The following is a 12603-nucleotide window of genomic DNA, read 5'->3' as shown; positions in this document are numbered from 1 at the left end:
TGGTCTTATCGATGTTTTTGATTAAGTCGTCAAAGTTATAATAAATCCTTCTGTGACTAGATAAAAGCTCACCATTACCTATCCTATTTTCAATGTCTTCCATATTGAAGGCTTCTATCTCTTTTGCCTCATGGATTTCTTTTGTAATATCATCAAAAATTACCAAAGCATTTTCTGGCAAATATTCAAATATTGAAGATGAATTTTCTTCTAAATATGGGATCAATAATTCAATATTATCGACCGGATTTTCATATTCTATATTTTCTATAATTCTGGCAAATTTTTCCTCTGCCCTTACATATGCTTGGTCTGATAAAAGCTGTTTAGACTTTTCTAAATCATTTTTTATTTTTACTATAATCTTATCTTTATTCTTATAATCTATATAATTTTCAGACATAGGATATATGGTATAGTCATCTATAGTGTCTATGGATATCTGGGTATTTATATCGAATTTTCTAATAGAGTCAACTTCTATATCAAAGAGCTCAATCCTAGTAGGCTTTTCTTCATGGACTTGGAAGATATCTATTATATCTCCCCTTACAGAAAATTCTCCCTTGGCTTGGACCATGGTCCTCTTTTCATAACCCAGGTCTACTAATTTCTTGACCAAGTCTTCTAATTCAATTTCACTATCCAAATTTATAAGAAAAGAATGGTCTTTAAAAGATTTTACACTTGATAACTTACGCCTAAGTCCATTGATAGAAGTAATGATTATAGGGTTTTCTCCAGAAATCATTTCTATGATGGACTTCATCCTATGACTTCTATTAGTAAAGTCCAAATCTTGCAACAATTGATAATTTGTTGATAGGGCTGGTAAATAAGAAACTGGTATATTATTTATAGTAAAAGATTCATACAAGTCTCTTGCCTTGTTGTCATTATTAAGCACAAGAAAAACAGGTCTTTTTATATTTTGTCTTAACTCATAAATAAAATGACCTGTAGCTTCATCTATTAATCCATAATTATATATAAACTTTTTATCCTGTTTTATAGCCTCTATTAAATTATTCAATGATTTAATTTGCATACTATATTAACCTTACAGAGTTTACTTCATTCATAGCTTGGTCTATACCATTTTCAATTATTTTAATAACAGCATCCCTAGCTATTTCTATTTCTTGGTCTACAATTTTTCTTTCTTCATCTGAAAATCTAGATAAGACAAAGTCCGCTAAATTCATGTATGAAGGTTTTTGATTTACTGCTATTTTTACCCTTGGAAAGTTTTTAGTTTTTAGTCTTTCAACTATAGACTTTAGCCCATTGTGAGTTCCTGGAGATCCATTTCTCTTTATTCTCACACTACCAAATTCTATATCAATATCATCAACTAAAACTATTATATTTTCTTCATCTACGCCAAAATAATTAGCAAATTGGACAAGACAATCGCCAGAGGCATTCATATATGTCTCTGGCTTTAGTAATATTATTTTTTCACCCTTGTATCTGGTTTCTCCATATACGCCATTAAATTTAACCTTATCTATATTAATGGCAAAGTAGTCTGCTAGTAAATCTATAGCATCAAAACCTACATTGTGTCTTGTTTTATCATACTTCTTACCTGGATTTCCTAAACCTACAATTAAATACATTATTTCTTATCTTTCATTATATCTGATACAGATGTATAAGTTACTATACTCTTTATAGTTAAAGCTATCATTGGTGCTAAAGATAAAACAGTAATTTTTTCATTTTCTTCTTCAATATTTTCGTGGAATATTGTATCTGTAATTATACATTCCTTTACAGAAGAATTGTTTATTCTTTCTAAAGCTGAACCTGATAATACACCGTGTGTAGCTGCTATATATACATCTTTTGCCCCTTCTGATTTCAAGGTTTCTACGGCATTTACAATGGTTCCTGCAGTATCAATGATATCATCGATGATTATACAGTTTTTACCTTTAAATTCACCTATAACATTTAGTACAGCTGACTCATTTGGTCTTGGTCTAAACTTTTCAATAATAGCGATTGGTAAGTGTAAAACGTCAGCTAAAAGTCTAGCTCTTGTTACCCCACCTAAGTCTGGTGAAACTACTACCCAGTCATGTTCATTATTTTCTTCTATAACTTTTTCAAAGTATTCAGCTATAACTGGTCTTGCTGTAAGGTGGTCAAAAGGAATATCAAAGAAACCTTGGATTTGTGCAGCGTGCAAGTCTACTGAAACAACTCTGTCAGCACCTGCTGCTTCAATCAAGTTTGTTACTAACTTAGCTGTAATTGGTTCCCTCCCCTTTGATTTTCTATCTTGTCTAGCATAGCCATAGTAAGGCATAACAACATTTATCTTATGGGCTGAAGCTCTTCTTAAGGCATCAACTATAATTAAAGTCTCCATGATTGTTTCATTAGCAGGTTCTGAAGTAGGTTGTATTAAGAATACATCTCTACCTCTTACAGTTTCGTTAATCCTTACATGTATTTCTCCATCAGCAAATCTGCTTATGGTAAGGTTTCCTAGTCTTAAGCCAAGCTCATCTGATATATCTTTAGCTAATTTTTTATTTGAGGATCCTGTATATAAAACTACTTCATTTTGTGCATCAAACATTGTCTTTTCCATTATTCACCAAACTTTCTTGTATAATAACCTTTAATATTTTTCTGCTCACTTCTTTCTACTGCTAATTCACCCTCTGCTACATCTTTAGTAATTGTAGATCCTGCAGCTAAGAAACCTTTATCTGCAATATTTATAGGAGACACTATATTTACATTAGCACCTAAGAAGGCATCATCTCCAATTGTTGACCTAAATTTATTTTTACCATCATAGTTAGAGAATATCACTCCACATGATACATTAACTCTCTTTCCTACATCCGCATCACCTATATAGGCTAAGTGACCTGCTTTTACACCATCGTCTAAAACCGCATTTTTTACTTCTACAAAGTTTCCAACATGTACATTTTCTTTTAATTCAGCCTTTGGTCTAAGTCTTGCAAATGGTCCTAAATCTGATCCATCTCCAACTACTGCTTGGTCAATAAATGAAGAGAATATAGTTACATTATTTCCTATTTTCGCATCATTTATTCTAGTATTCATACCAATCAAACAATTTTCTCCAATTTCAGTATTGCCTAAAATCTTGGTGTTTTGTTCGATAATAGTGTCTCTACCAATTTTCACACCCTTTTCAATAGTAATGGTTTCAGGATTTTCTAAGATAACTCCATCTCTCATGTAAGATTCATTGATTCTTCTTCTCATTACTTTTTCCACTTGAGCTAATTGAATCTTATCATTTATGCCCATTATTTCTTCATTATCACTTAATTTATATGTATCTATCTTACCTTTTTCTTCTTGTAAAATATCAAAGACATCAGTTAGGTATAATTCACCTTGAGAATTATTGGTATCTAATTTATTTAATGCATACTTCAACTTTTCACCATTAAATACTTGGATACCTGAGTTGATTTCTTTTACTTCTAACTCCTCAGGGCTACAATCCTTATGCTCAACTATCTTTTGGAACTGACCATTTTCATTTTTTACAATTCTGCCATAGCCGCTAGGATCTTCAAAATCTGCTGTCAATACAGTAGCAAGATTGTTTTCCTTGTTATGTTTGTCCATAAGTCCAACTATTGTTTCCTTACTTATCAAAGGAACATCTCCTGTTAAAACTAGAATATTATCATTGTCACCAATAAAATCTTCTGCTAATTTTACAGCATATCCTGTACCATACGGAATACCTTCACCTATTTCTTGTCTTACATATTTTACCTTGTCTCCAAAGGCCTCTTTGACCTGGTCTTCATTATTTCCTACAATCACAATCACTTCATCAACTTTGGACTCAATTGAAGCGTCTATCATATAAGAAAGAATAGGTCTATTGCATAATTTATGTAATACTTTTGAAATATTTGACTTCATTCTGGTACCTTCTCCAGCAGCCAAAATAATTACCTTATTCATTGCACCTCACTTATTTTTACTAACATTCATTCTAATTATACAACAATTGCTAACTATGTAAAATTATTATTTAATTACTTAGTTTTTTGTGATATTATAGTACCGAATAATTTAGAAAAGGGTAAAATATGTTTAGATTTGATTTTGGAGATAAAAACTTTAATAAAATACATTTTATAGGGATTGGTGGAATCAGCATGTCTGGTATAGCAATGCTTTTACACACTAAAGGATACCAAATAAGTGGATCAGATAGGAAAGAAAATCCACACGTAAATAATTTAATTAAAGAAGGAATAAAGATTTATATCGGTCAAAGCAAAAATAACATTAGCGACCAAGACTTATTTGTTTACACAGATGCTATACCTTCATACAACGAAGAGCTTGTAGCAGCAAGAGAAACTGGTAAGCCAGTAGTTTCAAGAGGTGTCTTGTTGGGTGCCTTGATGAGAAACTTTGATAGATCAATAGCTGTTTCTGGATCTCATGGTAAATCTACTACTACTTCCATGATTGCAAAAATCTTGTTAAATTCAGATGAAGATCCTACCATACTTTTAGGTGGTGACTTAGATGAAATGGATGGAAATGTGAAGGTTGGAGATTCTGATATTTTGCTTACAGAAGCCTGCGAATTCAAGGCTAACATCTTGAACTTTTATCCATCAACAGCCATAGTATTAAATATTGATGAAGACCATTTAGATTATTTTAAAGATTTAAACCATATAGTTGAAACTTTCATTGGCTATATGAAAAATTTAGATGAAAATTCTAAGGCAATTATCAACCTTGATGATCCAAACACATCAAGATTATTTGAACATATCAAGGGTAAGACAATAAGCTTTTCACTTGAAGATGACAAGGCTGATTACTATGTAAAAAGCTATAAGTTAAATGAATTGGGTCATTGTGAATTTGTTATAAATATAGATGGCAAAGATGAAGTATTTAATTTGAATGTTGCTGGTAAGCACAATGTTTATAATGCTCTTGCAGCAATCATCACTACCTATGAAAATGGTATTGATATAGAAACTATTAAAAAAGCAATTTCTGAATACAAGACCTTGCATAGGAGACTTGAAACTATAGGAGAAAAAAATGGTGCAATTGTAATCACTGACTATGGCCACCACCCTGTAGAAATAAAGACAACCTTAGATGCTATAAAGACATTTTCAGATAGAAAAATCATTACTGTTTTTGAACCTCATGAGTTTTCAAGGACCAAGGCCCTACTAGATGATTTTTCAAAGGCTTTCTATGATTCAGATTTGACTATTGTTACAGATATTTATCCAGCAAGGGAAGAATTTGATCCAACTATCCATTCAAGCCATTTGGTAGAAAAATTGAAGGAAAATGGTGAAAATGCTATGTACTTGTCTACATTTGAAGAAGTTGTAGACTACTTAAAAGATAAGATAGATGAAAATTATCTTGTACTTACCTTAGGTGCAGGTAATACTCATATCTTAGCTGATATGATTGCAAATTCTTAATAAAAAAATTTGAAATTAAATAGAGCTAAAGATCAACCTAACTAGGCATGTCTTTAGCTCTATTTTTGATATTTTTTACATCTTATTTAAATCATAACATTTATCAGCGTATTCTAGGAAATTGCTATTGTGACTTATAGATATAATTGTGTATCCATCTTCTCTTACTAGTTTATTCAGATTTTCTTTTATTATATTTTCACTATTAATATCTATATTGGAGCTTATTTCATCTAAAAGTAAGACTTTATTTCCTCTTATCAAGGCTTGAGCTAAGGCTAATCTCTGCCTTTCGCCACCTGAAATTAGTTTACCTGCTTCCCCGATATTGGTATCTAGACCATTTTCTAAGGATTTTACAAAATCATATATATTAGCTATTTTTAAGCATTCTTCTAATTTATCATCACTGATATTTTTCTTACCTAGAAGCAAGTTTTCCCTTATAGTGCCTGGGAACATAAATATATCCTGATAAACTCTTGTAATGTTTTCTCGAATAGAAAAACTTGAGATTTCTTCTATATTTACCCCATCAAATAAGATATTTCCTTTGTCAGTTTTATAAAAAGCTAAAAGCAAGTCAAATATGGTCGATTTTCCTATGCCCGATTTCCCAACAATACCAGTCCATTTTCCTATTTCAAAATTCATGCTTACATTTTCTAATATTTCTTTTTCAGAATCAGGATATTTGAAAGAAACATTTTCTAAGCTTATATCTTTATTTAACACTAATGGTCTCTTGTGCTCATTTGCTTGGCTTTCACCACTTAAATCTATATATTCTAGCAATCTAGAAAATTCAGCATCTTGCTTTTGTTTATTAATTTGCATTTTAAAAATTATATCTATAAAACCATATAGCATAGCTGTATAGGAAATAATTGATATTAGAGCCCCGGTAGTTAAATTCCCCCAATCTTTAACGATAAATAAAGCTGACAAGGTGAAGGTTAATCCTGTAAATAGCATGGATAAAAATCCTGAAATCCAAATGCCAGAAGTAGAGTCCAAAGCTGCAACTTTTCCCCATATAGAAGCTGTGTCTGCATTTATCTCTGCAACTTCTTGTATTTTTTCATCTTCTAACCTATAGGATTTTACAAGTCCTATCGCTTTAAAAATATCAACTCTTTTTTGAGATATTTTAGCATTGTTTTCCATGACCCTATTTATTTGATTTTGAATTGTACCCGTCATCTTTCTTATAGGCCAAATAGCTAGCGGTATAAATAAAAGCTGGACCAAGGCTATATATGGTGAATATGTACATAAGATAATTAGTATAATAACTGAAATAAATATGTAACCATAATACATAGGTAGTTCCGAAATATAAAAGTTTATATATCCTGTAGCTTCCTTACTAGAATTTGTAACTAATTCTACAGAATTTTGCCTATCAAAAAATTCTAAGTCTTGGTCTACTAAATTTTTTGTGATCTGCATGGCTATATCATTCCCTTTATTTCTTGCAAACTTTATTGAAAAATAATTAAATAAAATTTGCGACAAGATATATATAGCAGGGATACTTACAAATAAAATTATTCCAAAAATAATCCCTCTAATATCTTGATTTGGTATGTACACATCGATTACTTTTTGCATAATTAATGGAGGCAATAATGACAATACTTTTGTGATTGTGAAAACCAATATCGCAAGTGTACTCCATTTTTTCAAGCTTTTTCTATCTATTATTTTATTCATTTGGACTCCTATTAAGAATAAATTTTATTGTTAGCTTTGATTTGAAGGTCATATATAACTATACACTATTCACTTCTCTTTATAATTGTATATTTATCAAAAAAAACTAATAACATTTATATTAAGAATACGTTATCGTTTATTATTTGTCAATAATTATTTTACAGTTATTATCTAATTTTTATTCTCAACTATAAATTATAATTTTATTATAAATTCAAACTCTTTGATTTCCCCCTTATCAACTTGGATCAAATCTAGGTCTTTATTTAATGCATCATAATTATAGGTTGGTTCAATACATATATATTTATCTAATTCATCTGTCCAAATTACATATTTGTTTAAATTTTTATTTTTTAATATTATTTTCTTGCCATCAATCTCTATTTCCTCTACTTGACCTATAAATAGACTGTCCCTTACTTGGTCAGTTATTTCTAATTTTTCTCCATTTACTTTCAAGCTATTTACATCTTTGTAAGCAAAATAAGGATGAAAGGCTGGACTTATGTTAAAGGATTTTTCTCCTAGGTTTTCTACTGTTAACTTACTTATAAAAGCGCTATCTTCAAGATTGTATTCTAGACTAGCTTTCATGTGGTCATAGTCTTTTACCGATGCTTGTAAAGTTAGTATAAGCTTATGATCGCTTTCTTCCACAACATCCCATTCCAAACTTCTAGCAAAGCCATGATTACTTTGATCTATTTTTTCTGATACTCCAAAATGAGGAAGACACACGTGGTTTCCACCTCTTAATTTACTACTATTCCCTACTTTTATTTCTTTCTTAGGATAAAAAACTTTTTCACCAGACTTATTAAATTCTGTTATATAGGCTCCTAAGGTATCTATCTTTACTTGTAAATCATTATGTCTAATAGTTTTGATCATGTCCCCTCCTTATTTATAAGCTAAGTATAGCATTTAATATAATATTAATAAATTCTTAATTAATTCACTATTTAAATATGTTATAATATCACAAATGGAGGAAATTATGAGAATAGCATTTTTTACCGAAACCTACCCACCATATATAAATGGTGTTGCAACACAAACTAAGATGCTTAAAGATACTTATGAGCTTTTAGGACACGAAGTTTTAGTTGTAACTGTGGGGTCAGAAAAACAAAAAGAAAAAATATTGAAAGATGGAGTTTTATATCTGCCAGGTATAGAACTAAAGAAAATATATAATTACAGAATTTCCATGCCAGTAAGTCCTAGTCACTTAGAAGAAGTAGTTGACTTTAATCCTGATATTATTCATGCTCAAAATGAATTTGGAGTTGGATTAAGCGGAAGAAAGTTTGCAAAAATATATAATATACCTTTAGTTTATACTCTTCATAGTGAATATGATAGATTTTTATTTTATGTAGGTTTGAAGGCTGGAAATCCTTTATTTGAAAAAATTTCGAAAAAATTATCAGATCAATTTTTGAAAAAACTACCTGAATCAGCTGATATAATAACTAGCCCATCTTATAAGGCACAGGCTTATCTTGACAGACAAAATATATACAAAAAAGTTTATGTTATTGAAAATACTATAGATAATTCAAAGTTTTTACCTAGTATAGAAAAAGATCAATTTAGAAAATATTTTAGAGAAAAGTATAAGCTTTCAGATTCTACAAAAGCTCTAGTTTTTGTAGGTAGAATCGGTAAAGAAAAAAATATAGAAGAATTAGTAGAAAGCTTTATTTATGCCAATGTCGATGCTGACAAAGCAAAATTATTTATTATAGGAAAAGGTCCTGATTTAGAAAGCATTACTGAAATGATAAAAGAAAAAAATCTTGAAGATAAGATTATATGTCTTGGACCTGTTGATAATACCGATATTCCACTATATCTATCCGCTATGGATTATTACACAACTGCTTCTCTTTCAGAAATGCATTCCATATCCATGCTTGAAGGTATGGCGTCAGGATTACCAGCCCTTATAAAATTAGATGTTCCTAATGAGAGTCAAATAAGAAAAGGATTAAATGGTTATACATGGGAAGATAAGGAAGATTTTAAAAATCTTTTAGATAAAGTATTAAACTTTTCTGCAGAAGAAGAAGCTAAACTAAAAAAAACTACTTTAGCATATATTGAGAATAATAACAATATAAAACAAGCTGAGACTTTATTAGACTTGTATGAAAAAGCTATAAATGAAAAAAATAATTAATAATGAAAAATCCAAAATTGATAATAAATTTTGGATTTTTTATTTATTCTATTTTATGATCCTAGTTGCCCTAGGTAGGTTTAGATTGAAGTGGTATGAAATCATTCTTATTACAAATATTAATATTATACAAAATATCATAACTAACCTAACTGGTAATTCAGTATAATAAGTCAATAAATGATAAGCTGTTGAACCTATAATTGCAGCTGAAGCATATATATGTCCATCAAAAATATAAGGGGTGTTACTTACCAGCATATCTCTAATGATACCACCTCCAACACCTGATATAGTCCCAACAAATATATATAAAATTGCAGAATAAGAATTCGATATATTGTAAGCTACCTGCATACCTGTTATTACAAATACTGCAAGTCCCATGGCATCAGTTAAAACCAAAGTCTCATCAAATAATTTATTTATAGTCCAACGGTTAACATTATCATCAAGTAAGTTTACTATGAAAACTATAGTAGCTACAACAATAGCTAGGTAAATATTGATACCAGACCTTAAAGAATATGGTGGGGTGATCCCTAAAATGAGGTCTCTAATCACCCCTCCACCTGTTGAGGTAACTATACCTAATATCACAACACCTAAATAGTCATATCTTTTCTTGATACCTTCTAAAGCTCCAGATATAGCAAAGGCTATTATACCTATGTATTCTACAAAAGTTAGAAAACTGCTCATGGTTACCTCTATCTTGCATTATCTATCATTTCTTTTAAATCCTCTTTATTAAAGAGATATGTTTTTTTACAAAAATCACATACGACTTCTGCCTGTCCATCTTCTTCAAGGATATGCTCTAACTCTTTCTTACCTATTGATTCTAGACCAGTTTCAATCCTTTCCCTACTACAATCGCAATATAAGCCTACTTCATTTGTAGCTATAATCTCTGTTTCAAATTCTGAAAAGTAAGTTGATAATATTTCTTCTGGGCTTAAACCACCATCAATCAATTCAGAAACCGGTTTTAGTTCTTTAATTGCTTCTTCTAATTTAACTAAGTCTTCTTCACTTGCATCTGGCAAAACTTGGATAAAGATCCCACCAGCAGCCCTGATAGAAAGGTCCTTATCTACTAAAACACCTAAGGCAATAGCTGTTGGTGTTTGCTCTGAATAAAAGAAATAATTTGCCATATCCTCTGCTATCTCACCAGTAACAATTTCAGAAAGTCCAACATATGGCTCTTTCATCTTTAAATCTTTTACAACTGATAAGTTTCCATCTCTACCAACAAAAGATCCTACATCTAATTTACCAGGATATTTTGATTCTGGATCTGCTTGAGGATTAGTAGCGGTTACTTTTACAAAACCATCTGCATTAGCAACTGCAACTAATTTTCCACCAGGTCCCTTACCATCAAAAGATATGGTAAGACTTTGGTCATCTTGAAGACTTGCTAGGCCCATCATACTGGCTATAGTAGCTAGACGTCCCATCGCCGCTGATCCTGTGGCAGAAGATTCATGGATATCTCTAATTTCCTGAACCATACCTGTAGTTTGTCCAATTAAAAATCTAATAGTCTTATTTTTATTAATTGCTCTTATAACATAATTTCTCATAATTAATTCCTCTTAAAAAATTTAAAGAGGCTATTTACTAGCCTCTTTTTCACTTCCAATAATTCAATTATAATTTAACTACATTAGAAGCTTGTGGGCCTTTTTCAGCCTCAACAATTTCAAATTCAACTGCTTGTCCTTCATCTAAAGTTCTAAATTCACCATCATCTTCTAAAGCAGTATAATGTACGAATACATCTTGACCATCTTCAGTAGTTAGGAAACCAAATCCTTTAGTAGCATTGAACCACTTTACTGTTCCTTTTGTCATTTTTCCCTCCATATCTTTGTAGTTTGCCTACCTTAATATCTTAACATACATTTGAATAAAAGTATAAATTATTTAACAGCATGAAATAATATTCTTTGGGTTTTATCTTTTTTGTATGGTCCACCATCTTCATCTTTATATGAAATGTTTTTAAAACCTATTTCTCGCAAGATTCCTTCTATCTTCTCAATAGAATGGTATTTTTCTACTTGGTTTTCTTCAAATCTTGAATAAGATCCATCATCATTCTTTATAAAAAAGTTTAAATCAAAATTAACTTCTTCTCCATCTAATTGATTTTCCCAAGTATAGAAAATATCATCTCTTTCATATACGAAGGTATTATCTGCTAAAACTTCTAGTAGTTTATATTTGGAATTTATATCAAATATAAAAACTCCACCATCTTTTAACCCATCATACACTTTAGTAAATAAGTCTTTAAGCTTCTTATCATCTAAAATATAGTTGATAACATCTAATAAAGTAATAATAGCATCAAACTCAAATTTGTCATACGGAAAACTATACATATCAAAATGTAAAAGGTCTACATTATCATGGTCGATTAGCTTGTTATAAGCATGGTTAAGCATTTGATCTGAATAATCAAAGGCAGTTATTTTAAAATTTTTATTAACTGCTAATCTTTGTGTTAAATTGCCTGTACCGCAAGCTATTTCAAGTAAATTTCCTGTTTGAATATTATTTTCATTTAATATATCAATAATATTTTGGCTATATTTTTTATAGTCTATATCAAATACGAGCTCATCATAAAAATCAGAAAATTTACGGTACATTTTATTCATCATCTTTAGGATTTACAAAGGTAAATATATAAGGACAGTTTCTATAATAGTTACCGTAATTTAGCCCATAGCCTACTACAAATAAATCATCTATAATTTGACCCTTAAATTCAGGATAAATTTCTACCCTTCTTCTATCTGGTTTATCTAAGAATACAGCTGTTTTCACAGACTTAGGATTCTTTTTCAATATATGTTCTTTGATAGCTTTCAAGGTATGCCCTGAATCACAAATATCATCAATAATCAAAACATGCATATCCTCTACTTCAGTTCTTATATCGTGAACTATATCTACCCTACCTGAAGATTCTTCATCATCACCATATGAAGAAGTTGTCATAAAATCAACATTAGTCGGAGTTTTTATTTCTCTTACTAAGTCTGCTGCAAAAACAAAACTTCCTCTCAATAAAGATATAGCAACAATAGGCTCATCACCGTAAGATTCACTTATTTGTTGGCCCATTCTTTTAACTGTTTCGGCGATTTCTTCTTTGCTAAATAGAACTTGCTTTTTTCTCTCCATTTT

The 12603-nt window shown here is 30.4% G+C and carries 13 protein-coding genes; 2 read left to right on the top strand and 11 right to left on the bottom strand.

Going from position 1 to position 12603, the window contains the following annotated elements; all coding sequences use genetic code 11:
* The 4 genes from Q0U66_RS01355 to glmU all read right to left on the bottom strand — a co-directional run.
* Positions 1-1048 (bottom strand): hypothetical protein (locus Q0U66_RS01355; RefSeq protein WP_297376695.1); only part of this gene is annotated, 1048 nt, incomplete at its 3' end.
* 1 nt (position 1049) lies between these two features.
* Positions 1050-1622: an aminoacyl-tRNA hydrolase gene (pth, locus tag Q0U66_RS01350; RefSeq protein WP_297376693.1), complete on the bottom strand. Its 573-nt coding sequence runs from the start codon at positions 1620-1622 to the stop codon at positions 1050-1052.
* Complete coding sequence (locus tag Q0U66_RS01345) at positions 1622-2605, bottom strand: ribose-phosphate pyrophosphokinase (protein ID WP_297376691.1); 984 nt, start codon at positions 2603-2605, stop codon at positions 1622-1624. Before Q0U66_RS01345 ends, pth begins: the two co-directional genes overlap by 1 nt.
* Positions 2605-3978 carry a bifunctional UDP-N-acetylglucosamine diphosphorylase/glucosamine-1-phosphate N-acetyltransferase GlmU gene (glmU, locus tag Q0U66_RS01340; protein ID WP_297376689.1) on the bottom strand — a complete coding sequence of 458 codons (1374 nt, stop codon included), beginning with the start codon at positions 3976-3978 and terminating at the stop codon, positions 2605-2607. Before glmU ends, Q0U66_RS01345 begins: the two co-directional genes overlap by 1 nt.
* Before the next feature lie 128 nt (positions 3979-4106).
* Between glmU and murC the strand changes: the two genes are divergently transcribed.
* On the top strand, positions 4107-5489 hold the full coding sequence (gene murC, locus Q0U66_RS01335; protein ID WP_297376687.1) for a UDP-N-acetylmuramate--L-alanine ligase: 1383 nt from the start codon (positions 4107-4109) through the stop codon (positions 5487-5489).
* 75 nt (positions 5490-5564) lie between these two features.
* Here murC and Q0U66_RS01330 read toward each other — a convergent pair whose 3' ends face one another.
* On the bottom strand, positions 5565-7205 hold the full coding sequence (locus Q0U66_RS01330) for an ABC transporter ATP-binding protein (RefSeq protein WP_297376686.1): 1641 nt from the start codon (positions 7203-7205) through the stop codon (positions 5565-5567).
* 198 nt (positions 7206-7403) lie between these two features.
* Positions 7404-8102: a hypothetical protein gene (locus tag Q0U66_RS01325; protein WP_297376684.1), complete on the bottom strand. Its 699-nt coding sequence runs from the start codon at positions 8100-8102 to the stop codon at positions 7404-7406.
* Between the two features lie 106 nt (positions 8103-8208).
* Here Q0U66_RS01325 and Q0U66_RS01320 point away from each other — a divergent pair, with 106 nt between their 5' ends.
* Positions 8209-9396 carry a glycosyltransferase gene (locus Q0U66_RS01320; protein ID WP_297376682.1) on the top strand — a complete coding sequence of 396 codons (1188 nt, stop codon included), beginning with the start codon at positions 8209-8211 and terminating at the stop codon, positions 9394-9396.
* A gap of 48 nt (positions 9397-9444) precedes the next feature.
* On the opposite strand, the gene Q0U66_RS01315 is transcribed toward Q0U66_RS01320, so the two are convergent.
* From Q0U66_RS01315 to hpt, 5 genes are all read right to left on the bottom strand, one after another.
* On the bottom strand, positions 9445-10098 hold the full coding sequence (locus Q0U66_RS01315; RefSeq protein ID WP_297376680.1) for a trimeric intracellular cation channel family protein: 654 nt from the start codon (positions 10096-10098) through the stop codon (positions 9445-9447).
* A gap of 8 nt (positions 10099-10106) precedes the next feature.
* Entirely contained in the window at positions 10107-10988 is an 882-nt protein-coding gene (gene hslO / locus Q0U66_RS01310; protein ID WP_297376678.1) for an Hsp33 family molecular chaperone HslO, read from the bottom strand.
* 67 nt (positions 10989-11055) lie between these two features.
* Positions 11056-11259 carry a cold-shock protein gene (locus Q0U66_RS01305; RefSeq protein ID WP_297376675.1) on the bottom strand — a complete coding sequence of 68 codons (204 nt, stop codon included), beginning with the start codon at positions 11257-11259 and terminating at the stop codon, positions 11056-11058.
* Between the two features lie 68 nt (positions 11260-11327).
* Positions 11328-12062 carry a class I SAM-dependent methyltransferase gene (locus Q0U66_RS01300; RefSeq protein ID WP_297376673.1) on the bottom strand — a complete coding sequence of 245 codons (735 nt, stop codon included), beginning with the start codon at positions 12060-12062 and terminating at the stop codon, positions 11328-11330.
* A gap of 1 nt (position 12063) precedes the next feature.
* Positions 12064-12600: a hypoxanthine phosphoribosyltransferase gene (gene hpt / locus Q0U66_RS01295; RefSeq protein ID WP_297376671.1), complete on the bottom strand. Its 537-nt coding sequence runs from the start codon at positions 12598-12600 to the stop codon at positions 12064-12066.
* Positions 12601-12603 lie beyond the last annotated feature (3 nt).

The sequence above is a fragment of the uncultured Helcococcus sp. genome, assembly GCF_946998255.1.
Classification (GTDB): domain Bacteria; phylum Bacillota; class Clostridia; order Tissierellales; family Peptoniphilaceae; genus Helcococcus.
The sequence above is the reverse complement of the archived record's forward strand: the minus strand, read 5'-3'. Positions and strand labels throughout refer to the sequence as shown.